The 25,185-nt window shown below is 65.6% G+C and carries 18 protein-coding genes; 11 read left to right on the top strand and 7 right to left on the bottom strand.

Going from position 1 to position 25,185, the window contains the following annotated elements:
• Nucleotides 1-28: 28 nt before the first annotated feature.
• The 3 genes from ACYVJ8_RS05305 to ACYVJ8_RS05295 are packed head-to-tail and all read right to left on the bottom strand — an operon-like array spanning nt 29 to nt 11,768.
• Entirely contained in the window at nt 29-466 is a 438-nt protein-coding gene (locus ACYVJ8_RS05305; RefSeq protein WP_460710010.1) for a hypothetical protein, read from the bottom strand.
• Nucleotides 453-5,030 carry an RHS repeat-associated core domain-containing protein gene (locus ACYVJ8_RS05300; protein ID WP_460710008.1) on the bottom strand — a complete coding sequence of 1,526 codons (4,578 nt, stop codon included), beginning with the start codon at nt 5,028-5,030 and terminating at the stop codon, nt 453-455. The genes ACYVJ8_RS05305 and ACYVJ8_RS05300 overlap by 14 nt, the downstream gene beginning before the upstream one ends.
• Nucleotides 5,031-5,048: 18 nt before the next feature.
• Complete coding sequence (locus ACYVJ8_RS05295; protein WP_460710006.1) at nt 5,049-11,768, bottom strand: PKD domain-containing protein; 6,720 nt, start codon at nt 11,766-11,768, stop codon at nt 5,049-5,051.
• Between the two features lie 465 nt (nt 11,769-12,233).
• On the opposite strand from ACYVJ8_RS05295, the gene ACYVJ8_RS05290 reads away from it, so the two are divergent.
• A complete protein-coding gene (locus tag ACYVJ8_RS05290; RefSeq protein ID WP_460710004.1) occupies nt 12,234-13,970 on the top strand; it encodes an EAL domain-containing protein in 1,737 nt (578 codons plus the stop codon).
• A 51-nt stretch (nt 13,971-14,021) separates the two neighbouring features.
• Here the strand turns inward: ACYVJ8_RS05290 and ACYVJ8_RS05285 are convergent, their stop codons facing one another.
• The 4 genes from ACYVJ8_RS05285 to flgA form a co-directional block, all read right to left on the bottom strand.
• Nucleotides 14,022-15,254: an ATP-binding protein gene (locus ACYVJ8_RS05285; protein WP_460710002.1), complete on the bottom strand. Its 1,233-nt coding sequence runs from the start codon at nt 15,252-15,254 to the stop codon at nt 14,022-14,024.
• Nucleotides 15,251-15,607, bottom strand: a complete 357-nt coding sequence (locus ACYVJ8_RS05280) for a flagellar protein FlgN (RefSeq protein ID WP_460710000.1) — start codon at nt 15,605-15,607, stop codon at nt 15,251-15,253. The genes ACYVJ8_RS05285 and ACYVJ8_RS05280 overlap by 4 nt, the downstream gene beginning before the upstream one ends.
• A gap of 31 nt (nt 15,608-15,638) precedes the next feature.
• Nucleotides 15,639-15,950: a flagellar biosynthesis anti-sigma factor FlgM gene (gene flgM / locus ACYVJ8_RS05275; RefSeq protein WP_460709998.1), complete on the bottom strand. Its 312-nt coding sequence runs from the start codon at nt 15,948-15,950 to the stop codon at nt 15,639-15,641.
• Nucleotides 15,951-16,038: 88 nt separating this feature from the next.
• Nucleotides 16,039-16,716, bottom strand: a complete 678-nt coding sequence (flgA, locus tag ACYVJ8_RS05270; protein WP_460709996.1) for a flagellar basal body P-ring formation chaperone FlgA — start codon at nt 16,714-16,716, stop codon at nt 16,039-16,041.
• 94 nt (nt 16,717-16,810) lie between these two features.
• On the opposite strand from flgA, the gene ACYVJ8_RS05265 reads away from it, so the two are divergent.
• The 10 genes from ACYVJ8_RS05265 to flgJ all read left to right on the top strand — a co-directional run bounded on the left by ACYVJ8_RS05265 (nt 16,811) and on the right by flgJ (nt 25,182).
• A complete protein-coding gene (locus ACYVJ8_RS05265; protein ID WP_460709994.1) occupies nt 16,811-17,728 on the top strand; it encodes a chemotaxis protein CheV in 918 nt (305 codons plus the stop codon).
• 126 nt (nt 17,729-17,854) lie between these two features.
• Nucleotides 17,855-18,226, top strand: coding sequence for a flagellar basal body rod protein FlgB (flgB, locus tag ACYVJ8_RS05260; protein WP_460709992.1), 372 nt, complete (start codon nt 17,855-17,857; stop codon nt 18,224-18,226).
• A 14-nt stretch (nt 18,227-18,240) separates the two neighbouring features.
• Nucleotides 18,241-18,648, top strand: a complete 408-nt coding sequence (flgC, locus tag ACYVJ8_RS05255; RefSeq protein ID WP_460709990.1) for a flagellar basal body rod protein FlgC — start codon at nt 18,241-18,243, stop codon at nt 18,646-18,648.
• A 36-nt stretch (nt 18,649-18,684) separates the two neighbouring features.
• Nucleotides 18,685-19,353, top strand: coding sequence for a flagellar hook assembly protein FlgD (locus ACYVJ8_RS05250; RefSeq protein WP_460709988.1), 669 nt, complete (start codon nt 18,685-18,687; stop codon nt 19,351-19,353).
• A gap of 36 nt (nt 19,354-19,389) precedes the next feature.
• Nucleotides 19,390-20,610, top strand: coding sequence for a flagellar hook protein FlgE (gene flgE / locus ACYVJ8_RS05245; protein WP_460709986.1), 1,221 nt, complete (start codon nt 19,390-19,392; stop codon nt 20,608-20,610).
• Between the two features lie 60 nt (nt 20,611-20,670).
• Nucleotides 20,671-21,420 carry a flagellar basal body rod protein FlgF gene (locus ACYVJ8_RS05240; protein WP_460709984.1) on the top strand — a complete coding sequence of 250 codons (750 nt, stop codon included), beginning with the start codon at nt 20,671-20,673 and terminating at the stop codon, nt 21,418-21,420.
• Nucleotides 21,421-21,454: 34 nt separating this feature from the next.
• Nucleotides 21,455-22,240, top strand: coding sequence for a flagellar basal-body rod protein FlgG (flgG, locus tag ACYVJ8_RS05235; protein WP_460709982.1), 786 nt, complete (start codon nt 21,455-21,457; stop codon nt 22,238-22,240).
• 8 nt (nt 22,241-22,248) lie between these two features.
• Nucleotides 22,249-22,977, top strand: coding sequence for a flagellar basal body L-ring protein FlgH (gene flgH / locus ACYVJ8_RS05230; RefSeq protein ID WP_460709980.1), 729 nt, complete (start codon nt 22,249-22,251; stop codon nt 22,975-22,977).
• A gap of 7 nt (nt 22,978-22,984) precedes the next feature.
• On the top strand, nt 22,985-24,112 hold the full coding sequence (locus ACYVJ8_RS05225) for a flagellar basal body P-ring protein FlgI (RefSeq protein WP_460709978.1): 1,128 nt from the start codon (nt 22,985-22,987) through the stop codon (nt 24,110-24,112).
• 32 nt (nt 24,113-24,144) lie between these two features.
• Nucleotides 24,145-25,182 (top strand): flagellar assembly peptidoglycan hydrolase FlgJ, encoded by a 1,038-nt coding sequence (gene flgJ, locus ACYVJ8_RS05220; RefSeq protein ID WP_460709976.1) that lies wholly within the window; start codon nt 24,145-24,147, stop codon nt 25,180-25,182.
• The last annotated feature ends 3 nt before the right edge of the window (nt 25,183-25,185 follow it).

Below are 25,185 nucleotides of genomic sequence, written 5' to 3'. Positions count from 1 at the left end.
AGCCATCCACTGCTAGATCCCCTGCAACCTATATCGGCCACTTCTGAAGCAGACTTTGCGTTACCAGTTCGCGCTCATCGAATTGACTCAAGTAGTTTTTCAAATGCGCCAGGACCTTCCGGTCTTCTTTTATTCCTCTGACTTTTTCCCGAAGCTCGCCAACCGTTATTTTTTGCGGCGGACTTACGCGGTACTCGCTTAAGGTGAATCTCCAAAGAAAACTGAGCGGACGTGCCCAGGCGCGCCGCTTTCCTGTCGGCACGAACTCCCGGAAGGATCCATTCAGTTCGACGATCCATCCGGGAATCTCGGAACGGAAATACTCTTTGCACACCATGATTTCCTCGGAGAGGAAATTAAGGCCGGCTGCCCTGAGTCCCACTTCTTGATCGGCACTGAAGTAGCCGTTGAGACAGACCAGCGCAGGCAGGTCGAGGCTCACCGCACCAAAACTAGTTGCAGTCACAGCTGCCCTCCTCGCCATCGCCTTCGTCATCCCCGCCCTTGGGCTGGGGAAGCAGACCCAACAGGTACGATCCGATGCCGGCTATCGCAGCCTTACGCCACGACTCCATATAGCCCATGCGTTCGAGCAACCCCATGCGCTCGAACTGGTTGTTCAGGCGCCCGGTCACCGGGTACTGCAGGTTCAACGGGAAATTGGTGATCCAATGCGGCCAGTCCCAGGCCTGCTTGACGAAAATATGATCGGTCGTAAGCCACTGGGAGGTTGATACCGCTCGCGAGTTTCTTGCGACTTCGCCCATCTTTTGCAGCATATTCCGCATGTTGTTCCAGTTGCTGGTCTTGGAAAATGCCTTGAAGAAATTCTTGGCAGTCTTGAAACCGCCCTTGGCGAGCGCCTTCACGCCATAGCCGATGCCGGTGGCGTCGGTAATGGCAAGCACGGTATTGATGGTGCCCCAGATGTAGCGCCCGCACTGGAAGTCATTGACCGCTTCGCGTGCGGAACCCCACACAGGGATAAAGCTTTCGAAGAAACCGGGCGCTCCGACGTTGAGGCCGTAGATGTCTATGAAGTTGGTGGGTGAAGCATCCGCATAAGCGTACCGATTCAGGCCGCCGCTCAGTCCTAAGGGATCTTCCGACGTATAGCGACCGACGACCGGGTCGTAATACCGATGCACGTTGTAGTGCAGACCGGTTTCGGCATCGAAATATTGCCCAGGGAATCGCCACGGCTGTTCTACGCTGGATCCGGCGGCCAACGAAGCGAAGCCGAATGCGCCGACCTCGCTGGCCGCCCAAACCACGTTCCCCGCCTTGTCCGTCAACATCCGCGGCATACCCAGCGGATCGTTGTGGTAGTAGAAGTAGTCCGCGCCGCGGTGCAGGAACAAGGGGTCGGTGCTGTACGTGTTGCCCGGCTGCCAACCGTAGCTCTGCAGCACGGTGCCGTCGGCCGCTACTTCTGCCAGCAGACCTTCTTCGCCCTGCAGGAACACGCGCTTGCCGGCCGTAGCACCGCTATTGGCCGCACCGATGCTCGTGACTTCCTTGCTCAGGCGATAGCCGAAGGGATCGTAGGCGTAGCGTGCGACAACCTCGCCAGCACCATCGCGCACTTCCACCAATCGGTTGTAGCCGTCGTAGGCGTAGTGCGTGGTGCGCAGCGGTTCGGCCCGGCCAGCGTCGATCTTCTGGATCAGGTTGCCTGCCGGGTCGTAGCGATACTCGACAGAGCCGCGCCTGATCAGTCGGTTGGCGTCGTCATATTCCCATTGGCTGGATACGACGCTATCGCTCAGTCGATTATTGGCGTGATCGAGTTCGAAGGTTTCGGTGCCGCCCCAGCCGGACGGATTCGCCTCCTTGAGGCGCATCGCGTCGTCGTAGACATAGTCGATACGCTTGGCCTGCGTCGTGCGGCTAGTCACTTCGCCCAGCTTGCCGTAGACGCTGGACTGTTCGAACAGCGGCGACTGCGAGGGACCGCTGACGCGCAGGCGTGTCGGCGTCAGGTAGCCGTTACGCTCGATCTCCTGGGTGGTGCCACCTGGCAACGTGATCTTGCTGGGCTCGGTCCATTGCCGCTCGGCGACGGCGATCGATCCCTCGTTAGGGAGATCCACGCGCTCCAAGTTCCCATTGCCGTCGTAGGCGTAGGTGATCGCTGTGCCGTCGGGGCCCGTGTAAGTGTGAACCTGTCCGTTGGGATAGTAGGTGTACGTGCGGGTCAGCGTCGTCCCGTCGATGGTGACCGACTCGCTCAGACGTCGGTTGGCATCGTCATAGGTCGACGTGCTGCTCGCATTTCCGGAATTCCATCCGGTCAAGCGATTGCCATTGTCCCAGGTGAAGCTGTCCGCCAGCTCCAGGCTGCCATCAGGTCGATACGACTTGCGCTCGCGCAGGCGGCCACCGGCATCGTAGTCGAAGGTCAGCTTGAAACCGTTGGGCCGCTGGACCTCCGACGGACGTCCGGCATCGTCGTAGACGTAGACAGTGGCCTGGTTCTCGGCATTGATCTCGCGGACCACCTGGTTACGGCGGTCGTATTCGAGTCGCGTCGTGTGGCCCAACTGGTCGGTAATGCTGATCAGGTTGCTGCGGTGGTCGTACCCGAGCGTCACTACGCGGCCGAGCTCGTCCTTCCCCACCTTCGGCCGCTCCAGGGCATCGTATTCGGTGGAGACGACCTTGCTGTAGGCATTGACGACGGACTTGGGCTCCCCGCGGAACTCGTAGTCCACGGCGGCGGTACGCGTTTCCCCGTCCGAGATCTCCGCGACCTGGGTCAACTGCTGTTTGGCGTTGTAGCGCAGCAGATTCTGCAGCGCAGGGTAGTTCACCTTGGATACCAAGTCGCTGCCGCGGTCGAGGCCGTCGACATCGCTGTAATCGAAGGTCGTGACGGTGCCTTCTCCATCGGTTCTGGAGACGACGCGATCCTGACTGTCGTACGCGAGCGAAATGCGTTGATTCAACGAATCGGAGCCCGCCGTCACCCGGCCTGCCTTGTCGTACTCCAAGGTCACCGTCGCGCCGGTCGGATCCTCCGACTGCCGAGGACGCCCCGCCTCGTCATAGCGGAGCTGATACTGCTTGGACCTGGGGTCCGTCAGCGAAACCAGGCGATCGGCCTTGTCGTAGCTGAAATGCGTGGTCAGCTGATTCGGATCGGTCGCGGTGAGGCGATTTCCATGCGCGTCGTACGTGTATACCCATTCGTGCGCGAGCGGATCGATCTCCTTGAGCATATTGCCCATGGCGTCGTATTCGTACTTCCAGGTCTTGCCCTCGCCGTCCACCATTTCACGGACATTGCCGCTGGCGTCGTAGCGAAGACTGATCTCCACGTCCGGATCGCTCGTGCCACCGGCATTGATACCGCCCTTTCTACGGATCAGCTGGGGCAGTCCCTGAGCATCAGGCTGGTATTCGGTGATCTGTTCTTCTGGTTTCCCGGCAGCCGCCGTCAGCTTCAGAAGATTGCCCTTGCCGTCGTAGGCCAGGCGCGATGCCACGCCCGCCTCATCGACCACTTCGCGCGGGTCGGCTGAAGCGTTGTCGTAGGTGATGTTGACCGACGTGCCATCTTCGGCGATGCGGCGTGTCACCTGATCGAAGTTGTTGCGCTCGACCTGGACGACGCCGCTCCGTTCATCGGTGTAACGCATCGACTGACGGCTGCCCTGCGCCGTCATCAACGTCTTGCCATTGACCTCGCGGTAAACGACGCGGCCTTCCTGGTCGTAATGGCGCGTCTCGATCTTCCGGCCACTGGTCGTCTGCGGATACTTGATGGTGGTGCTGAATTCCTTCTTCAGCTTGTCGTAGCCGTACTCGAACTCGGTGACACCCTGGTCCGGCGCGGTGATGCGGGTGACGCGGGCAGTGACGCCATAGTCGATCGCGGTCGCTCGGCCCTCGGCGTCGATGACCTTGGTGATCTTGACCGTCGTGTTGACGGTGAACGCGAGGCTGGCCGAGCCGGAGCTGCCTCCGGTGCTCGCTCCGAATCCTCCGGGCCCATCGTAGGACGTGGTATTGACCGCGCCGTATTCGAAGGAGGTCGTATTGTTGCGCGCGTCCACGACGTGGCGCAGCCGGCCCTTGTCGTCGTACTGATATTGGACGCGACGGATGGAGCCGTCGATCGGCGTGTGGTCGCGGATCTCGCGGATGAAGTTGGCGCTGCCATCGGTATAGAGCAGCGTGAATACGGTGCGGCCGTTATCGTCCAGCACGCGTTCGATCTGGCCGTGCGAGCCGTACTGGAACCACACGCGCAGGTCGTTGCGATCGCCGTAGCTGCTGATGCGGCCCAGGTTGTCGTACTCGATCCATTGACCGGTGCGATCGGTCCAGCGGAAGCCGCTCACTTGCGTGACCGCTACGCCACCCTGCCCCGGCTTGCCTGCCGCCGGATGGGCATCGGGCCCGGCGCTCACCGGCAATACCGGCACCGGCTGCGGCCGCACGACGAACCGCGGGAACTTGCTGCTGACGTACGACGTGCCGTCGGTACTGCGCGAGAACCCGACGCCCTTGCGGGCGAGGAACTGCATCGTGCTCAGGTCCTGCAACGGATGGCCTTCGGCGTCGCGGCCGAAGTACGGGTCGTTGGGAACGCGTGCCTGTTCGACGTTGCTGGCCGGCGGCTCATACATCAGCGCCTGCGTGCCGCTGCTGGCCGTCGTGTCGCAGCTGTTGACGCCATCGATGATAGTGCAGCTGAAGAACGCACCGATCGAGGCGTAGTGCGCCTTGTTGTACGCCGGCGTACCCAGTCCGGACCACTGCCGGTTGAACACCCAGCGCGTGCCGTCGTAGTCGCGGTTGATGCGAACATAGCCGCCGGGAACCTTGACCTGCAGATCGTCCTGGGCAACGGTGAAGTCGCCATTGGCGCTACCCAGGCCCATGGTGCCGTTGCCGTTCAGCGGATAGGTCACCTGCGCATTGGCCGCCAGCGCCATCAGGGACAGGCCGAACGCCGCGACGGCGCGAACCCAGTACCGGACGGCTCGGGGACGGTCGAAGACGATCGATGCGACGCGAATCATGCTGCTCCTTGCGTTCATTTATTGACCGCCCTCGTTGCCGCTGCTGGACTGCTTGTTCTTCGGTTCGAAGCAATCACCGCTGCCCTTGGTGCACAGCGGTAGGCCCGGCATCGGCGAGTAGCCGCCGCCGCTTCCGCCACCCCAGCCACCGCCGCCCGCGCCACCCGATCCGCCTATCGGCGTGCCGCCCACCGGGCAGCCCCAGCTCTCGACGTAGAACCAGTTCGCGCTGGAGCCGCAGTTCGTACTCTCCTGGCCATTGGCGCAGGTGTACTGGCAGGTCTGGCGCAGCCGATTGCTGTAGGTGAAGCAGCCGGGCGTGCCGCCGCTGGATGCCGTGGCGTTGGCCGTGGCGGGCGCGGACACGTCACTGGAAGCCTTTTGCATCGACGGGCCGCTCGCGCTCGTTTCTTCCGCGGCTGCGGCGGATGCCGACATCGCCAGTGTTTGTGGCGCCGTCTCGGCCGAGCCGAACGAGCGCAGCGCGATCACCCGGTACGGCAGGCGAACACGCTGCTTGGCCTGCAGACTCGTCGGCGGCTGCGCGAGGAACTCGAACTTGAAGAATTCGTCGCTGGTCGGGAACTGCGTCTGCAGGTTGTCGGCGCGCAACAGGCCGTAGTTGGTGAGGATCAACTCGCCTTGGAAGACCTGGCCGGCGGTCATTTTCGGCAGGTTGATGCTGGTTGGTTGCAGGACCACCACCGGCGCGGGCACGTCGGTCTCGAAGGTCGCATTGAGGGTGATCTCGTAGCGGTCTTCGATCGTGATCTCGCGCACCGACCACTCCACCGAGATCAGCGTGTACTCGAGGAACACCGATTGATGGCCGACCACACCGGGCTTGATCGACAGACGACCGGTGGCCTCCTGGTGCGTCTGCGCGCTGGCCTTGAAGCGGTAGGTACCTGCCGGGATGTTGAGGAACAGGGCCTGGCCCAACTCGTCCGTGACGAACTCGTAGGTCTGGCTGATGACTGCTTCGTTCTGCAGGTAGATCCGCGCGCCCTTCAGACCGGGGATCGGGTTGGAGTTGGCATCGAACGTGCCGGTGTAGATGTCGGACACGTGGAACTCGACGCTGCCCTGCCCGGATTCGGTGACCGAGACGGCGATACCCAGATCGGCGGCCGGAACGTTGCTGCCGGCGAAGCGCAGGTTGAGCTGGTAGATGCCTTCCGCCGTGCCGGCCGGCGGCGCGATGTTGAGATCGATCGTGCGCTTTTCGCCGATGCCGATGGCGCCGATTGCCGGATTCGAGGCGATGGTCACCCAGCTCGGCAGCGGACTGCCATCCTTCGCGACCAGTTGCACCGCCACATCGGACGCCGCAGTGAAGCCCTTGTTTTCCAGGACCACCTGCTCGATCACCGTGTTGCCGCGCGCCAGGCCGGTCTCCACGAAGTCGCGGCTCGGATAGAGCGCCGGCTTGGCTTCGGTCAATTCGTAGTTGACCTGCAACAAGGCCAATGGCGTTGCCCCCGAACCGTCGGCGACCACCGCCAGCACCAGCTGGCCGAACCGCGCCGCGGAGTTGTCGCCGGAAATGCTGACCGGCAACGCCAGGTTCTGTCGCGGCGCAATGTTGATCGGCGCGCCGGGTTCGACCTTGATGCCGGGAAGCAGCGAACCGCTGGGCTGGTATTCGGGCAGATACGCAACACGGACATTGTTCAGTTGCGAGCCCGTACCGGTCGTAGCGCGGTAGTCGATGCGGTACGGATAGTTGCGCGGCACCGTCAACTTGAACGTGGCCGGGCTGAGGTTGACGCGGTTGACCGTGAAGCGGCCCTGGTCCGGGCGATCGGTCATGTCCGGATGGACGGCGCCCACGCGGTACTGGCCGGAGTCGGTCACCGTGGGTTTGAAGACGTAGCGGAAGCTGCCGTCCGCGTTGGTCGTGACGTCCGCCAGGCGTTCGAAGCCTTCCTGATTGAACGCGATCTTCAAGGGCGCATTGGCGACGCCGCCGCCGCTGGAGCGGTCGACCGCGCGGCCGAGAATCACCACGTCGCTGGTGCCGTACGACACCACCGGATCGATGCTCGCGATCTCACCGTAGTACGGCGTTTCGATCAGCGCGACGGCACGCTCGCTGCCCATGCCGGGAATGGCGATTTCCTCCGGCTGGCCGGTGCTGTAGCGCAACTTGTCGGCTTCGAGCTTGAGTTTGACCTGGTCCGGCGCACCGACCGGCACGGGCATCCGGAATACGTCGGAGACATAACGCTGGCCAGGCGCGATGCGCGCCACGGTCTGGCCATTGGCCAGCGTGATCACGCCGGCACCCGTCGCCTGCAGATAAGGCGTCGCGCTCAGCAGATTGCCGTCGTTGTCGAGCAGCTTCAGACGCAGCTCGTTGGAAGCCTCGCGACCGAAGTTGCGGGCCGTCAGCAGTTCGACTTCGACGTCGGAGGTGTTCTCCACCGTCAGGCGCACGTTACCGCTGGCGCCGCGAGTGAAATTCTCTGCCTCCATGCCGACGACCAGCGCGCTGTCGACGACTTCGACGTCCTGCGCCCAGCCGAGGCGAGCCAGCTCGCCCTCGCTGGCCGAGTTCTCCAGCATGACCGTCAGTCGCGCCGGGTTGGGAATGTCGGGATAGCCACCGATCACGACCGGCACCAGGCGCGTACCGTTAGCGCCCAGCTCGAAGCTCTCGGAGCGGAACTCGCGATCGGCGATCCGCACGACCACTTGCGCCGCGCTCAGCGGGTCCGCGGACGGGTTGGACACCTGTACGTTCAAGCGATTCATGACATTGCGCTTGAGCGGCGTGCCGCTGACCAGCTGCATCGATGCGTTGGGAAGCACGATGCTGCGTGGCATGCGCACGTCGTTGGCGTCGACGGTCTCCACCGTGTAGCGGCGCTCGCCGCCGGTGAAGCCGGTGTCGGTCAGCGTCTTCGCGGTGGTCGGGGACGGGGTCAGCTTGACTCGGTTGTCGCCGCTGCCGACGAACACGTCGTAACCCACGGTGCCGGTGCCGTTCGGCGCCCAGGTCAGTACCGGCAGGGCTTCGCCGATCTGCTCGACCTGCAGCACCTTCACCGGCAGCAGGCTGAAGTTGAGGTACGCGGAGTTCGAGATAGCCGACTCGTTGCCCGCCGTGTCGAGCGCGGTTACCACGTACGCGTGCTCGGACTGCGACGGAACGGCGTCCATGGCCTGCGCCAGCTTGATGTTTTGCTTGAGCGGCGTGAGCCCTTCCACCGTGGTGATGGATCCGGCCGCGGAACGATAGAGGCGATAGCTGGCCGGTGCCGCACCCACCGGCGGCTGCCAGCGCGCGAGCACGCCTTGCGGCGTAAGTTCCAGTGAGAGGTTTTGCGGCGCGCCCGGTGCAACGCGGCTGGCACGGACCTCGGCGACCGGAGACTGACCGCTCACCGACTCCTGGCCGTTGAACGCGCGCACGGAGGCGACGCTGTAGCGGTAGATGCCATCCACCGGCGTGCTGTCGGTGACATTCGCTTCGGTGCTGCGCGTCAGTGCGACCAGCGCCGTCTCACCGGGGGCTTGGCGATAGATCTGATAGGCCGAGACATCCGGGACGCCCTGCCACTCCAGCAACACCTTGCCACCCGGGAGTGCCGTGCCCTTGATGCCCATCGGCACCTCCAGCGCAGGCAGTTCGCCCTGATAGACCTGGAAGGTATTCCCGGCGGCGATACGCGTGGACACGTTGCCAAGCGCGTCGCGCGTCGCATGGATGAAGACCAGCTGTTCGGGCGATGTCAGCCCGGCGTCCGCGGGAAGGTCAAAACGTGCCTGCCAGGTGCGATCGTCGATACGGCTGACGTCGGCGATCGGCACCGCCATGCGGCCGCTGCCGGACAGCTGATAACTCAACGCGGGCGCAATGCCTGTTGCGCTGGGCTCGTCATAGCCGAGCGTCGCAGTTACCTGTCGGTTCGCATCCACCTTGATCGGCGCCTGCGGGGCCACGGCGAGGGTCTTCACCACCGGGCCCTGCGTGTCGATGCGCAAGGTGGCGCCGTCGCGGACTTCAGTGCCGCGGTTGTTGATCAGGTCGCGTGCGGAGAAGAGCGTAGTGACCAGGCCCGCGCCTGCATCGGCTCCCAGGTTGACCGAGCCCTCGTAGTGCAAGTCATCGCGCTTGATCAGGTCGACCGGAATGGGCATGCCGCCCTCCGGGACCAGACTTAGATAGGGCGCTCCCATCAGCGCTTCGCTGACGGTGACGCTGATGTCCATTCGGCCCTGGCCGAACGTACCGGTATCGGCATCGAACGCGCCCTGCGGGGTGTACGCGATGCGTTCGGCGACGGGCAGCGTGCGGTCGGACACCGCCATGACCTGATTGCTCGGCACGCTGGTGGTGCCCAGTGCGTTCACGGTGACGAGGCGATAGAACGTTTGGCCTTCGGCCGGCGGCACTTCTTCGTAGGTGCGCGTCGACAACGGCAGTCGAGCCACCTTCCGCGCCTGGCTGATCGCAGTGAATTCCGTCGTTGCGCTGTACAACTCGAACGCCGTCGCCGCCGGATCGCTGGCGACGCCCCACGACAGGCGGATCTTGCCGGCGGGAAGCGCGGTGGCAGCCAATGCTTGCGGGGCGGCGGGTTTCGACGTGTCCAGCGTCACCTGCCTGGCTGCGCTGGCCTGGCTGGATCCGCGCACATTGCGCACCACCGCGGCGATGGTGTTCGCGCCCTCGACCAGCGCAGCCGGCGCGGTGAAGTGCTTGTTGAGCACGGCAACCCATTCGCCCTGCGGCACGCCGTTGACCAGCAACTGCACCTCTTTGCCCAGCTCGGTGGTGCCGGTCACATCGATCGATGTCTGGTTGGTCTTGAACCCGGCCGCGGGCGCGGTGATCGTCGGCGGCACCGGCGGCGGCAGTTCGATCTTCAGCGCCTGTTGCCGGGAGGACTCGTTGCCGAAGATGTCCTTGGCCAGAATCGCCAGCGTGTAATCCCCGTTGGGATAGGCCAAAGGATCCAACGCGATGCGGAAGTGACCGCCGCCCAGGTCGAGCAGCGCGATCGCTTCTCCGGCCAGGGTGGCAACGATGGATTCCAAGCCGCTGGCGTCCCCGACGTTGACGTCGAACTGCTTCTCGCCAGGCACGTTGTAGGAGTCGATCAGCTCGATGCCATCGACGCTGAAGGACGAAATCGCCGGAAGCGTGATGTCGGGCGTGACGGTGACCACGGTGGAGGCATCGGTCGCGCCGCCGATACCGGAGGTGCGAAGCGCAATCGTGTACGTGCCCGGCTGGGTGTAGCGCGCCGTGGGAGTCGCGGCATTGCTCGTCTGGCCGTTGCCGAACTCCCACAAATAGCCGCTGATGTTGCCGGTGGACGTGTTGTTCAGCGCAACGTTCAACGGCGCCTCACCGCTCGTCGGGCTGGCTTCGAAGGCGGCAGTCGGCGCCGGGAAGACCTCAACGTCCGCGACTGCGGTGTAATCGGAGAGGTTGCTCGCGCGATCGGTGACCTGCATGCGCGCATACAAGTGCTGGCCGGGCGCAGCCTGTGTGTAGCGGTAGCTGGTGGAGGTTCCCGCGATGGTCGTGTCCAGGACCGGGGTAGCGAAATCCGGATCGTTCGCCAGTACCACGCGGATCGTGTTCGGCCCGCTCGTCGCGTCGGTTGCGCGGAAGCTGTAATCGACGGTCTGCGGCCCCGATTGCCGGGAGCTCAACAGCTCCATCGTCGGGCGGATCTGGTCGATCGTGACCGGGTCGCTGAGACCGGACCACAGCTCCCAAGTGGCGCCGCCGTTGATGCTGCCCCGCACTCTCAACAAGTAGGTTTCCGCTTCGGCAAATCCGCTGTCCAAACGGAAGCTCGAGACATTGCCGAGCGTCTGGGTGTGGACGACCTGACCAGCCAGCGTCTGCACTTCGACCTGGTAGGCATTCAGATCCTGGATCGGGTACCACGACCACGTCGGCGCCTGATTCATGTAACGCGCCGTAGGCCGCGGCGGTTCGGGCGTCAATCCCGATATGTCGATGAAGTTGTAGTTGGCTGCGGGATCGACGGCGTAGGTGCTGCGCGTCGCATCGGGCACGAAAGTGATCGCCTGCCCTTCATGCAATACCGTCTGGTTGCAGCCGACCGGGGCGGTCGTGCTGGCGCCCTGCAGGCCGATCGTTGCCGAGTTGCCCAGGCTGCGCGCGCCGATGAGGTTGCGGTATTGGTATTTGATCTCGTCGGAACCTTCGGACAGGATCGCCTCGAACGTTCCCATCGGCAGGTTTTCGCCGTAGAAATACTGGTTGGTCCACTGGACGATCAGCTTTCTGTTCGGCGCTTCGCCGATCGTCTGATACTTGATCGTGCCTGTCGGTTGGCCGGCGACGTCGGTACGCAGATCGTCCCAGAAGACGTACAGCGTGTTGCCGTAGGCGGGAAGACAGGAATTCGAGTACGCCGTCGTAGGCCCGGAAAACTGCACCAGGCCGTTGGTCGTCACGTAGAACTGCGTAAACGTCTGGCCGTAGTAGTTGAATGAAAACCCCACCGGGAACGGACCCGCGGCGCGGTCGTCGCCGAACAATCCCGTATCGATACCTGCGTGCGAGATCGCGGGTGTCACGAGCAGCAACAAGAACACCATGAGACCCATGGCGCGTCGCGCGAGCGAGTGCCACAGCGACGGCTTCGGCACAGCGTTTTCATTTCGCTCCGCGCCCGGATCGGCAAGTGGCCCAGCGTGCGGTGCAAGCGCGGAGGCGCGGTAGGAAGTCGCAGAACGAAGCAGCATGGATACAGTTCCTGGCATGTGTTGCCCGCATGCCCGGACTGCCTCGCGGCGAGGTCTCGAGCCAAACGGATACGACCGACCGGAATCCCGGCCGGCGTCAGGGATGCAGATGTCTCAGGGTTGGATCACGCGCAGTCGTAGCGCGCGACAAGCTGGCTGCATCGATGGGCGCGGATGGCCCTGCCAAGCCCGCTGGTCCTTCTGAAAGGTGCGGGTACTGCGACTCGCGGGCGCGCTGCGCGCCCGAATCCCTAAACGATCCATGCTTTCCCCTAGTAAATCCCTGTGTTCCATGAGCGTGAGGGAAGCCCCCTTCCCACACGCCAAATTCAGCATAGCCAAGATTTGTGACGGATCGCAACTACGGGGCAGATCTTCAGCCGCGGGAGCACCGCGCGGACCGAAGCATTCACGTGGCGGTGCACCGTCGTACCCTATCGGCGCGAGCGGTTACCCTGCATGGCAATGAACACGCTTTACGACCAGCACAGCGGCATTCCCGTCGATCCGACGACCTCGCTCTACCGGCTGGGTGCCGGTGGACCGAGCCTGCCGGCCGGCCTGGCCGCGGCCGGCGCCACCGGGCGGCGAGTGGCGTTGCTGCACATCGACATCGATCGCTTCGGCGCGATCAACGACAGCATGGGGCAGATGATGGGCGACCAGGTGCTCGCCGCCATCGCCCGGCGCTTGAGCAAGGCGATGCCCGCGGGCGGTTGGCTGTGGCGCCTGGGCAGCGACGAGTTTCTGGCGGGCGTCGGCTATCGCCCCGACGAGCCCGACGGCGTCTCCCTGGCCGAGCGGCTGCGGGACGCTTTCGATGCGCCGTTGTCGATTCCGCCGTATGCGCTGCGGGTGAATTTCGCCATCGGTATCGCGGTCTATCCCGACGATGCGCAGGACGCCGCCGGCCTGCTCGCCCAGGCTGAACACGCGGTGCGGCTGGCCAAGCGCGAAGGCAAAAACGGCCAGGGCTTGTCGCTGCTGGCCGACAGCGCCGTGCAGAACCAGGAGAACCTGTCGCGCACCATCGTCGATGCGATGACGAACAACGAGTTCCAGTTGTTCTACCAGCCGACCGCCAATGCGCAGGACGGCAGCATCGACTCGGTGAGCGTATTGCTGCGCTGGCAGACGCCGATGCATGGACTGCTGCGGCCGGGCAGCTTCCTCGATTTGATCGACCGCAGCGGCCTGTCGGCGCGCGTCGGCTACTGGGTCGTCAACCGTGCGATGGCGCAGCTCGCGCGATGGCGCGCGGAAGGCGTCGACTACCTCAACATCGCCGTGCACCTGGCCAACCCAATGCTGCTGCGGCCCGATTGCGCGGATCTGATCGGGCAGATGTTGCACAAGTTCGGCATTCCGCCGCAGAACGTCGAGTTCGAGATCTCCGAAAGCGTGCTCGCGATGGATTCGCTGAACGTCGCCGACACGCTGGCGAACCTGCGCAGGCTCGGCGCGACGCTGACGGTGCAGGATTTCGGCATGGGCGGCCTGGGCATGGCGGCGCTGGCGCAGTACCCGCTGGATCGCCTCAAGATCGACCGCAGCCTGATCCACGGCGTCGCGAGCGACCCACGCGCGGCTGCGATCGTGCGAGGGATCATCGCGCTCGGCCATCGTCTGGACATGAAGGTGACGGCCAAGGGCGTGGAGACCGAGGCCGAGCTCAACTTCCTGCGCCGCAACCACTGCGACTTCTTCCTCGGTCACCTGTTCAGCCCGCCCCGTCCCGCCGAGGACCTGGGCGAACTGATCCGCCGCCGCTTCCTGTTGCCGCAGGCGTTCGCCGCGACGCGGCCCGAGCGCACGCTGCTGCTGCTCGACGACGAAAGCAATGTCCTCAATTCGCTCGTGCGCCTGTTCCGCCGCGACGGCTACCGCCTGCTCACCGCGGGCAGCGTGCGCGAGGCCTTCGACCTGCTCGCCAGCAATCCGGTGCAGGTCATCGTGTCGGACCAGCGCATGCCGGACATGAACGGCACCGAGTTCCTGGAGCGGGTCCGCGATCTGTATCCCGACACCATCCGCATGGTGCTGTCCGGCTACACCGACCTGGCCACGATCACGGATGCGATCAACCGCGGCGCGATCTATCGCTTCCTGACCAAACCCTGGAACGACGAAGAACTGCGCGCGCACATCCACGATGCGTTTCGCGCGCACGAGCGGGCATCCACCTACGAAGAAAACTTCTGAGCCGCAACCGTCTCCGCTTATGCGCGGATGCGGCATTTGTCCGCTAGGACGTCAACCCGGAGCGGAGGTCTCCGATGTCGGCTGCCGGATCGGCAATACCAGGCGGAATACGCTGCCACTGCCGACTGTGCTGCTGACTTCGATGCGGCCGTGATGCTTGGCGACGATGTTGTACGCGACCGCCAGGCCCAGGCCGGTGCCGCGCCCGATCGGCTTGGTGGTGAAGAACGGTTCGAAGATGCGCGGCAATACGTCCGCCGGGATGCCGCAGCCGGTATCGGCCACGCTGATCCAGGCCTCACCGTTCTCTGCGCCGGTCGTGATGGCGATGCTGCCGCGGTTCTCGATCGACTGGCCGGCGTTGATGAGCAGCGTCATCAGCACCTGGTTGATTTCGGAGCCGTGGCATTCGACCAGAGGCATCTTGCCGTAGTGCTTCTCCAGGTGAACCTTGTACTTGAGCTCGTTCCAGACGATGTTGATCGTGGATTCCAGGCCCTTGTGCAGATCCACGGGGCGCATCGGCTCGCTGCTGCTGCGCGAGAAATCCTTGAGGTCCTGCACGATCTTGGTGACGCGCTCGATGCCTTCGCGCGATTCCTCGAGCAGTTTGGGTAGATCGCCGGTGATGAAATCGATGTCGAGGCGATCGCGCTTGGCCTGTACTTCGTGACGGCGGGCGGCGGGATCGTCGGATTGCAGTGCGTAGTCGTAGCACTCGACCAGCGCGAGCAAGGCGCTGACGTATTCCTGCAGCGTGCCCAGGTTCGAATGCACGTAGCCGATCGGATTGTTGATCTCGTGCGCGACGCCGGCGGCGAGCTGGCCGATCGAGGCCATCTTCTCCGACTGCAGCAGTTGTTCCTGCGTGCCGGCCAGGCGCCTGTAGGTGTGCTCCAGTTCGCTACGCTGCGCCTTCAATGCGCTGAGCTGCAGGTCGGCGATCAGGCTCGCCTCGCCGATGGTGAGCAGGCTGCGCGCCACTCCGCCCTGCATGCCGGTGTACAGGCGCAGGCCCAGCACCGTGCCTTCGACGCTCAGCTCTCCACACCAGCGGCCCTTGGCCCATGCCTCCGCCCATTCGCGCGACGACAGCAGGCCAAGCAGAAACTCCGGACCTGCACCGGGGCACAACTTGTCCGCGAGCATCTGGCTCGACGGATTGGCGTGAAGGATCCGGCCGTTCGCATCGACCAGCATGACGGCTGTGCCGGCGACATCGACGGCCCAGCGCAGGTCGTCGCCCGTGGATTCGGGCGACGGATTCGTTTCGTGTTCGCTCATCCCACTCCGAGGCAGCGCGCCGTAGGACTGGCGCCGGGCTGCCCGGTGGAATCGTACACGCCGGTGGATTCGACGCGGCCAAGATGACGCAGGGCCCAGCTCACTTCGCGGCGCCGCCGCGCCAGCAGGATGCCGTTGGCCTGGTTGAAGTCGCGCAGCTCCCGCAGGCGGTCGGCGTCGGCCGGCTGCGTGGGCAGGCTCTCGGCCTGGCGCAGCGCCGCCAGCTTGGCGGCGGTCGAGCTCAACAGTGCGTCCGCGTCGTGTTCGAGCAGCGCCCGGCGCTCTGCCGTGAGCGCGCGTTCCAGCGCTTCGAGCGGATGTAGCACGGGCGCGGCGTCGACGGTTGAAGACATCACTCTGGGAATGCCGGTGACGTGGCGGGCTTTACTTCGTCAGTGCGCGGTCGAGATCGAGCATGCGGCTGGCGATCTGCTCGGCATCGACACGGTAGCTGCCATCCGCGATCGCGGCCCGCAGCGCATTGACGCGCGCCATGTCGAGGCCGGCGGGTGCGGCGCCCAGTTCGCGTTCCAGGGCCTGCAGGCTTTCGGCTTCGCCGGTGAAGCGCACGCTCTCGGCCGCGCCGGTGGCGGCGACCGGTTGGGCTCGTTCGTTGCCTGCACGTTGGGCAGCCGAGGTCGTGGCGGTCTCGGCCGGGCGGACAGCGGGCAGCGATCCTTCGATCTTGTGGGTCATGACACGCTCCTGATAGCTCGGTCGAACACTGTAACGGCACCCCCGCCGGTAACTTGAGGGCCGCAGAATCGATGGCGGATGCAGCGGCTCACGGGAGTATCTCCACTTCCCCGTCCCCGATGATCCGGCCGCGAAGGATACGGCCGGACGAGGCGTTTTCCACCGCGATCCGCCCGCCCGGCTGGGCCGCCCCCAGGGCTCGCCCCTGCATGCGTACTTCCACGCCGCCGGAGCGCGCCACCAGGGTCACAGGGTCGCCGCGGCGCAGATTGGCGATCGCCCCGAAATCGGCTTCGGTCGGCACGCTGCCCGCCGCCAGCAGGCGGCTCGGGATACGGCCGATCAGAACGGCGGGATCGTTGAAGGGCGTGCCGGCCAACGCAGCCACTTCGCGGTGCTGCACGACCAGATGGCCCGCCGTGATCGGCACGCCGGGCGATGCCGGCATGGCCAGGACGACGACGTCCGCTTCGCGATGCGCCTGCACCTGTACATAGACGCGCCAGCCGGGAGCATCAGGGCAGCGGACCAGCGCCGTACGCGGTCCGGAAGCCACGGCCTGCAACGGCTGCACACAGCGGGTAAGGCGCAGGGCGGGATCGAGCGTCGTCTCCGCATCGGCGGGAGCACCCAATGCCGTGATCGCCGCGTTGCGCACGTCCTGCAACGGATGCACCTCAGCACCGGCCAGCGCCCTGCCCGCGCATGCGAGCATGGCGGCCAGGATGAGCGGCGACACGGCGGCGGAACGTCGAAGGAATGGCATGCCCGCCCTCGTGCAAGCCGCGTGCCCGGCGCCCGAGTCGGCCATCGCGAGAGGGCTCGCTCAAGAAACGCCCATCGCGGCCGTCAAAGCGCCCATGAGCCAGGACCTGCTTGACCGCATCGACCAACGCACCCGGCTGGCCGGCCACAACCGGCTGGCGTTGCTGCTGTTCCGGCTCGCCTCGCGTCAGCTTTTTGGCGTGAACGTCTTCAAGGTGCAGGAAGTGCTCCCGCGCCCGGCCTTGTTCACCCTGCCCTCGCTGCCCGCGGCGTTCGCCGGCGCCGCCGACGTGCGCGGACGCAGCGTGCCGGTGCTCGATCTGGCGCGTGCCATCGGCCATCCGAGCGAGCCGGGCTTCGAACCCAAGTACCTGGTCGTCACCGAATTCAACCGTTCCGTGCAGGGCTTCCTGGTCGGCGGCGTGGACCGCATCGTCAACATCGCGGTCGAGCAGATCCAGCCGCCGCCGGAACTGGGCGGCGACTGCCACTACCTCACCGGCGTGACGCGCCACCAGGGCGAGCTGATCCAGCTGATCGACGTGGAAAGCGTGCTCGCCGAATCCGCGCCGCGCAGCAGCGATGCCAGCCAGATCACGCAGCTGGCGGCCTCCACCGGTCCGCGCGAAGTGCTGGTCGTCGACGATTCACGCGTGGCGCGCAACCAGATCCGCGCCGTGCTGCATCAGCTGGGCCTGGAGGCGACGCTGCTCTCGGACGGCCGCCAGGCCCTCGACCATCTGCGCCAGCTGGCCCAGTCCGGCCAGTCGCCGCACGAGCGCTACGCCATGGTCATCTCCGACATCGAGATGCCGGCGATGGACGGCTACACGCTCACGACGGAAATCCGTCACGACCCGGCGCTGCGCGGCCTGTTCGTGCTGCTGCACACCTCGCTGTCGGGCGTGTTCAACCAAGCGATGGTGGAGCGCGTGGGCGCCGATGATTTCGTGCCGAAGTACTCCGAGAAGGACCTCGCGGACCGGATCGCGGCGCGCATCCGCTCTCTCTAGAGCCGCGTTGACCCGCCATCGGGTTCCAAAACGCGGCGGGCCTTGACCCGCCGCGCGCGTCTCTGGCACGCCGCTTGCCTCGCCCGGGAAGACGCAGCACCGGCTGCATCGCTCCCGGAGGGGCCCATGTCCGACTTCCTTGGTATTCACGGCACCGCGCTGGCGTTGCGTGAGCAGCGCTTGCAGCTGCTCGCCGCCAACATCGCCAACGCCGACACGCCGCACTACCAGGCGCAGGACCTGGACTTCACCGCTGCCCTGCGCGGCGCCCTGCAACCGGGCGCGCAAGTAACTGCCGCAGGCGGCGACGCGATCCAGCAGGCCGTCGCGGGCGCGCGTTACCTGCGCCCTGCCAGCCAGCCGAGTCTGGACGGCAACACCGTCGATGGCGATCGCGAAAACGCCGCCTATGCGCAGGCCGCGGTCGAGTACCGCGCCTCGCTCTCCTTCATCGAATCGAAGGTCCGCTCGATGCTGACCGCGATCACCGGCCAATAAGCAAGGAGCGTGCGATGAGCAACCTGCCCATTTTCGACGTAGCCGGCTCGGCGATGAATGCGCAGTCGGTGCGGCTGAGCACCGTCGCGTCGAATCTCGCCAATGCCGATTCGGTCTCCGGCGATCCCAACACGGTCTTCCGCGCCAAGCAGCCGGTGTTCTCGGCCGAACCGGTCGCGGGCAATCCCGCGCTGGCGGGCGTGCAGGTCACCCAGGTCACCGAAAGCGCCGCTGCGCCACTCAAACGCTATGAACCCGGCCATCCACTCGCGGATGCGCAGGGCTACGTATATGCGCCCGACGTCGACCCGGTCGCGCAGATGGTCGATCTGATCTCGGCCTCGCGCAGCTACCAGGCCAACGTCGAAGTCTTCAACAGCGCGAAAGAACTCGCGATGGCCACGCTGAACATGGGCCGCTGACCTTAATCGGCGATCGCAGAGACTACGGGAACCTTCATGACCACGGTCAGCAACAGCACCACCGACAGCAGCCTCGCCTCGCTGGGCCTTTCGGTACAGCAGAACCAGCGGAGCACTTCGCTCGGCCAGGCCGATTTCCTGCGCCTGATGACCGAGCAGCTCAAGAACCAGGACCCGCTCAAACCGCTCGACAACGCGCAGTTCCTGGGCCAGCTCGCGCAGTTCTCCACCGTGCAGGGCATCGACAAGATGCAGAGCGCGATGCAGGCCGTGGCGAGTGTCATGGAGTCCGATCAGACCTTGCGCGCAGCCGCACTGGTCGGCCGCGACGCCTTGGTCGAAACCGACACGCTAGACGTACAGGCCGGGACCACGGTGCGCGGCGAAATCGCCGCGACGTCCGCCGGCCCGGTCACCGTCGAAATCGTCGACTCAGCGGGCACCCGCGTGCGCACGATGACCGTGCAGGCCAACGCCGCAGGCAGCGTGCCTTTCGAATGGGACGGCAAGAACGACGCCGGCCAGGCGATGGCGGGCGGCCGCTACACCATCCGCGCGGCTTCCGGCGCCGGCAAGGATTCCGAAGCTCTCGCGGTCGGCGTCGCCGCGCACATCGACAGCGTTTCCATCGAGCCCAGCGGGCTCGTCCTCAACCTCAAAGGCCTCGGCAGTCATCCGCTGTCGGCCATACGTCGCATCGGCTGATCGGGCGACGCCACCGCTACGGCACAGGAGCATCTAATGGGTTTCCGCATCTCGCTCAGTGGCATGAACGCGGCTTCGGCCGATCTCAACGTCACCTCGCACAACATCGCCAACGCCAACACCACCGGCTTCAAGCAGTCGCGCGCCGAATTCGCCGACGTGTTCCCGGTGTCGGCCTCGGGCCTGTCGCGCAACGCCATCGGCGCGGGCGTCCGGCTGGAGAAAGTGGCCCAACAGTTCGCCCAGGGCAACGTCGATTTCACCGGGCGCTCGCTCGATCTGGCGCTGTCCGGCCAAGGCTTTTTCACCCTCTCCGCCAATGGCTCCATGGTGTATTCGCGCGCCGGCAACTTCGGCACCGATCGCGACGGCTATGTGGTCAATCCGGCGGGCCAGCGCCTGCAGGTGTTTGCGCCCAATGCCAGCGGCAACGGCTTCGACACCGGCCGCATGAACGATCTGCGCCTGGCCACCGGCGACTCGCCGCCGCAGGCCACCGCATCGGTCGAAGTGGGCACCAATCTGCCCGGCAACGCGACGCCGCCGCTGATCTCACCGTTCGACGCCAACGATCCGACGACGTACAACCACACCACCTCGGTAACCGTGTACGACTCGCTCGGCGCCACGCACACGCAGTCGATGTACTTCATCAAGACCGCCAATCCGAACGAGTGGCAGGTGCAGACGCAGATCGACGGCACCAATGTGGGCGCGCCGCAGACGCTGCAGTACTCGGCCACCGGCCAGCTGACCACCCCGGCGACCGGCCGCATCGCCCTGCCCGCCTTCGCGCCCACCACCGGTGCGGCGCCGATGCCGATCACGCTGGACGTGGGCGGATCCACGCAGTACGGCAGCGCCTTCGGCGTGTCGTCGCTGAACCAGGACGGTTACCCGACCGGCCGCCTCATCAATATCGAAGTCTCGAGCGAAGGCATCGTCAATGCGCGCTACACCAACGGCGTATCCACGCCGCTGGGCCAAGTGGCGCTGACGACTTTCACCAATCCGCAGGGCCTGCAGCCGCTGGGCGACAACGGCTGGGCGGAGACCTTCGAGTCCGGCCAGGCGCGTCGCGGCGCGGCCGGCACCTCCGAATTCGGCCTGGTCCAGGGCGGTGCGCTCGAAGCCTCCAACGTCGATCTCACCGAGCAGTTGGTGAACATGATCACCGCGCAGCGCAACTTCCAGGCGAACGCGCAAATGATCTCGACGCAGGACCAGATCACGCAGACGGTGATCAACATCCGCTGATCCTGATGTCATCCCCGCCTGTGCGGGGATGACTGGAAAAGAGGCACTTCGAGACATCCCATGACCGACCGCTCGCTCTACATCGCCATGACCGGCGCCAGCGCCAATCTGCGCGCACAGGCGTCGGTCGCGCACAACCTGGCCAACACCGACACCGTCGGTTTCCAGGCGACGCTGGACGGAACCCTCGCCGCACCGGTGGCGGGCGCGGGCCTGCCTTCGCGCGTGGCCACCATTTCGCAGACGGTGGGCGTGAGCGCGGCAGCCGGTTCGCTGACGACGACTGGCAATGCCCTGGACGTCGCACTGCAACCGGAACACTGGCTCGCCGTGCAGGATCGCATCGGTGGCGTCGCCTACACGCGTGCCGGCGATCTGCGTATCAACGCGAACGGCCTGCTCACCACGGCCAGCGGCCTGTCGGTCCTCGACCAGGGCGGCGCACCGATGACGGTGCCGCCCAACGATTCACTCCACATCGGCGGCGACGGCACGATTTCGATCGTGCCGCAGGGCCAGCCGGCATCGACGATGTCGAATGTCGGTCGCCTGCAGGTCGTCGCCGCGAACACACGCGACCTGGTGCGCGGCGAAGACGGCCTGATGCGCATGCCGCCCGGCAAGGAAGCACCGCCGCCGGCCGCCGGCAATGTCCTTGCCGCCGGCGTGCTGGAGAACAGCAACGTCGACGGCACCGCGATGCTGGTGTCGATGATCCAGCTCGCGCGGCAGTTCGAGACCCAGGTACGGGTCTTGCACAGTGCCGATGAGAGCGCGCGTGCAGCCAATTCCCTGCTGTCCTCGCGCTGAGTTCGCCCTTCCCTATTTCCGAGAGTAGTCCGCCATGACCCAGGCTCTGTGGATCGCCAAGACCGGCCTCGACGCGCAACAGACGCGCATGGCGGTCATCTCCAACAATCTCGCCAATACCAACACCACCGGCTTCAAGCGCGATCGCGCCAGCTTCGAGGATCTGCTGTATCAAACCGTGCGCCAGCCCGGCGGCGCGTCCTCCGAGCAGACGCAATTGCCCACCGGCCTGTCGACCGGCACCGGTGTGCGCGTGGCCGCCACGGCCAAGCAGTTCGCGCAGGGCAATCTCTCGCAAACCGGCAACGCGCTCGATGTCGCGATAAATGGCCGCGGCTTCTTCGAGGTGCTGATGCCCGACGGCAGCACCGCCTACACGCGCGACGGCAGCTTCCAGCTCAATTCGCAGGGCGAACTGGTGACCAATTCCGGCTACCCGGTGCAGCCTGGCCTGCAGTTCCCCGAAGGCACGCAGAGCGTGACCGTCGGCAGCGATGGCACCGTCAGCGCGCAGATCGCCGGTCAGGCCGCATCCGTGCAGGTCGGCCAGCTGACACTGGCGGACTTCGTCAATCCCGCCGGCCTGCAGGCCAAGGGCGAGAACCTCTTCGTCGAAACCAGCGCGAGCGGTCCCGCGCAGAGCGGCGCGCCTGGACAGGGCGGCGTCGGCGTGCTGGTCCAGGGGGCACTGGAAGGTTCCAACGTGAACGTGGTCGAGGAGCTGGTGTCGATGATCGAAACCCAGCGCGCGTACGAGACCAACGCCAAGGCGATCTCGACCACCGACCAGATGCTGGGCTACCTCAACAACAACCTGTGATCACGGCGATGAAAGCACTGCTCGCCTGCACCGCCCTGCTCGCCCTGTCCGGCTGCGCCACCGTCGTCGGCGACGTGAAACCGTTCGCGGCCGAGACCGGTTCGCAAGCCGGACGCCCCGCGCCGGTTCAGACCTACGCGTCCGCCGCTCCGACGACGGGCGATGGCGGCGGCTCGATCTACGCTGGCGCCGGCAACGGCAATGGCCACAACGGCCCGCGCATGCGCCTGTTCGAAGACAACAAGGCGCGCGACGTCGGCGACCTGCTGACCCTTGTCCTGGTCGAGAACACCAGCGCCAAGACCAACGCCAAGACCGCGGTGAAGAAGGACTCGGGTGTCGACATTTCGGCGCCGACGATCTTCGGCCAGGAAGTCACCTACAAGGGCAAGCCGCTGCTGCAGGCCGGGATCGAGGGCTCGCGCGACTTCTCCGGTACCGGCGACAGCGCGCAAAGCAACCGGCTGGACGGGAACATCACCGTCTCCGTGGTCGAGAACCTCGGCAACGGCAACCTGCGCATCGCCGGCGAGAAGCGCCTGCGCCTGAACCAGGGCGATGAGCTGGTGCAGATTCAAGGAATCGTCCGCATCGCCGATATCGGCCCCGACAACCGGATCTCTTCGGATCGCGTCGGCGACGCGCGGATCGTCTACGGCGGCCGCGGCACCCTCGCACGATCCAACGCGATGGGTTGGCTCGGACGCTTCTTCAATTCCGCGGCGTTCCCGTACTGAGGTCGACATGCGACTGCTGAAAAACATCGTCGATTCACGCTTTTTCCCCGGCGCCGCGCTGGCGGCGCTCTCTTTGCTTTGCATCGCGCCGGCCCATGCCGAACGCATCAAGGATCTCGCCCAGGTCGCCGGCGTGCGCGGCAATCCGCTGGTGGGTTACGGCCTGGTCGTCGGCCTGGACGGCAGCGGCGACCGCACCAGCCAGACGCCTTTCACCGTGCAGAGCCTCAAGACGATGCTCGACCAGCTCGGCGTGACGATCCCGCCGGGTGTGAATCCGCAGCTGAAGAACGTGGCCGCGGTTGCGATCCAGGCCGAGCTGCCCGCCTTCGCCAAACCCGGACAGACCATCGACATCACCGTGTCCTCGATCGGCAACGCTGGTTCGTTGCGCGGCGGCACGCTGCTGATGGCGCCGCTGCGTGGCGCCGATGGACAGATCTACGCGATCGCGCAAGGCGCTCTGATCGTCAGCGGGTTCGGTGCGGCCGGCAAGGACGGCTCGAAGATTTCGGTCAACGCGCCCAACGGCGGCAGCATTCCCAATGGCGCCATCGTCGAGCGCTCCGTACCCAATGCAGCACGCGGCAGCAGCGTGGTGACGCTGAATCTCAACGACGCCGACTTCACCACCGCTTCGCGAGTCGTGTCGGCGATCGATGCGAGCTTCGGTGCAGGCCGCGCCCAGGCGCTGGACGGCGTGACGATCGAAGTGACGCCCCCAGCCGGCGACCGCATCGCCTTCCTCGCCCAACTCGAATCCCTGGAAATCAATCCCGGCGCCGCCGCAGCCAAAGTGATCGTGAGCGCACGCACCGGCACCGTGGTCATGGGCGGCCAGGTGACCGTGCTGCCCGCCGCCGTGTCGCACGGCTCGCTCACGGTGTCGATCACGGAGAGCCTCGACGTCAGCCAGCCCGAGGCCCTGGGCCGCGGCAACACCGTCGTCACGCCGCAGTCGAACGTCGAGGTGCGCCAGGACGGCGGCCGCATGTTCCTGTTCGCCGGCGGCACTTCGCTGGAATCGATCGTGCGCGCCGTGAACGCCGTGGGCGCCGCCCCGGGCGACATCGTCGCGATCCTGGAAGCGCTCAAGCGCGCCGGCGCGCTGCGGGCGGAACTCGAGGTGATCTGACGCAGCAGGCACGCCGCTTGCAAGCCCATGACATGCGCCTGACACCCGCCACCGGCATCACCCTGGAGCCCGCATCGACGGGCTCTTCGCATGCGCGCATCGAGGAAGCGGCACACAGCCTGGAAACTCAGTTCGCGCACATGCTGATCAAGTCGATGCGCAGCGCGTCGATGGGCGATCCGATGCTGGGCAACGACACCACCTATCGCGACATGTACGACCAGCAGCTCGCGAAGGAATTGAGCAAGGGCCGCGGCCTGGGTCTGGCGCCGATGATCGTGCGGCAACTGGAACGCAACCAGCCGCAGGCGCCCACCGGCGTCGCGCCGTTCTCGCAACCGGGAAATCAGCAGGCGCCTCTCCCGCTGTCCGCCCCCACCGCGCCGATGGCCTTGCCGACGGCAAGCGGCATGCTGCCGCTGACGCCTACTAGCGCCGGCATATCCATGCAGGCAGTCGACTTGCCGCCGGTCATGGCGACCGTTCCCGATATGGCTACCTGCGAATCCTCGGCGACGAAGCTGGACTGCAGCAGTCCTGAAGCCTTCGTGCGTTCGATCTGGCCGATGGCGCAGAAGACCGCGTCCGAATTGGGCGTGCCCGCGCGCGCACTCGTCGCCCAGGCCGCACTGGAAACCGGCTGGGGCCGGCGGCTGGTGCAGAACAACGGCGGGACCTCGCACAACCTGTTCGGGATCAAGGCCGGCGGCCGCTGGAGCGGCGCACGCATGAGCGCCACCACACACGAATATGCCAATGGCCAGCGCCACGGCGAACGCGCCGATTTCCGCGCCTACGGCTCGGTCGCCGACAGCTTCGCCGACTACGCCCGCCTGCTCGGCAAGGACCGTTACGCCGCCGCACGCGGTGCCGGCGAAGACGTGCATCGCTTCGCCAGCGCGCTGCAGCAAGCCGGCTACGCGACGGACCCGTCGTATGCCAAGAAAATTTCCGCGATTGCCAACGGCGCAACGCTCAACCGTGCCCTGGCGATGCTGCCGGGCCAGAACGTCGGTGTCGATCAGCGCTGGGTCGCGAGCGCCGACGTTGCTGCAACGCCAAAGGGTTAATTC

It is taken from the genome of Lysobacter terrae, from assembly GCF_054782215.1.
This window is presented reverse-complemented; position numbering and strand designations above follow the sequence as displayed.

What these genes read in the sequence shown, in the direction of transcription:
- ACYVJ8_RS05300 (WP_460710008.1), bottom strand. Translation starts at nt 5,030, where the DNA reads ATGATTCGCGTCGCATCGATCGTCTTCGACCGTCCCCGAGCCGTCCGG.
- ACYVJ8_RS05295 (WP_460710006.1), bottom strand. Translation starts at nt 11,768, where the DNA reads ATGCTGCTTCGTTCTGCGACTTCCTACCGCGCCTCCGCGCTTGCACCG.
- ACYVJ8_RS05290 (WP_460710004.1), top strand. Translation starts at nt 12,234, where the DNA reads ATGAACACGCTTTACGACCAGCACAGCGGCATTCCCGTCGATCCGACG.
- ACYVJ8_RS05285 (WP_460710002.1), bottom strand. Translation starts at nt 15,254, where the DNA reads ATGAGCGAACACGAAACGAATCCGTCGCCCGAATCCACGGGCGACGAC.
- ACYVJ8_RS05280 (WP_460710000.1), bottom strand. Translation starts at nt 15,607, where the DNA reads ATGTCTTCAACCGTCGACGCCGCGCCCGTGCTACATCCGCTCGAAGCG.
- flgM (WP_460709998.1), bottom strand. Translation starts at nt 15,950, where the DNA reads ATGACCCACAAGATCGAAGGATCGCTGCCCGCTGTCCGCCCGGCCGAG.
- flgA (WP_460709996.1), bottom strand. Translation starts at nt 16,716, where the DNA reads ATGCCATTCCTTCGACGTTCCGCCGCCGTGTCGCCGCTCATCCTGGCC.
- ACYVJ8_RS05265 (WP_460709994.1), top strand. Translation starts at nt 16,811, where the DNA reads ATGAGCCAGGACCTGCTTGACCGCATCGACCAACGCACCCGGCTGGCC.
- flgB (WP_460709992.1), top strand. Translation starts at nt 17,855, where the DNA reads ATGTCCGACTTCCTTGGTATTCACGGCACCGCGCTGGCGTTGCGTGAG.
- flgC (WP_460709990.1), top strand. Translation starts at nt 18,241, where the DNA reads ATGAGCAACCTGCCCATTTTCGACGTAGCCGGCTCGGCGATGAATGCG.
- ACYVJ8_RS05250 (WP_460709988.1), top strand. Translation starts at nt 18,685, where the DNA reads ATGACCACGGTCAGCAACAGCACCACCGACAGCAGCCTCGCCTCGCTG.
- flgE (WP_460709986.1), top strand. Translation starts at nt 19,390, where the DNA reads ATGGGTTTCCGCATCTCGCTCAGTGGCATGAACGCGGCTTCGGCCGAT.
- ACYVJ8_RS05240 (WP_460709984.1), top strand. Translation starts at nt 20,671, where the DNA reads ATGACCGACCGCTCGCTCTACATCGCCATGACCGGCGCCAGCGCCAAT.
- flgG (WP_460709982.1), top strand. Translation starts at nt 21,455, where the DNA reads ATGACCCAGGCTCTGTGGATCGCCAAGACCGGCCTCGACGCGCAACAG.
- flgH (WP_460709980.1), top strand. Translation starts at nt 22,249, where the DNA reads ATGAAAGCACTGCTCGCCTGCACCGCCCTGCTCGCCCTGTCCGGCTGC.
- ACYVJ8_RS05225 (WP_460709978.1), top strand. Translation starts at nt 22,985, where the DNA reads ATGCGACTGCTGAAAAACATCGTCGATTCACGCTTTTTCCCCGGCGCC.
- flgJ (WP_460709976.1), top strand. Translation starts at nt 24,145, where the DNA reads ATGCGCCTGACACCCGCCACCGGCATCACCCTGGAGCCCGCATCGACG.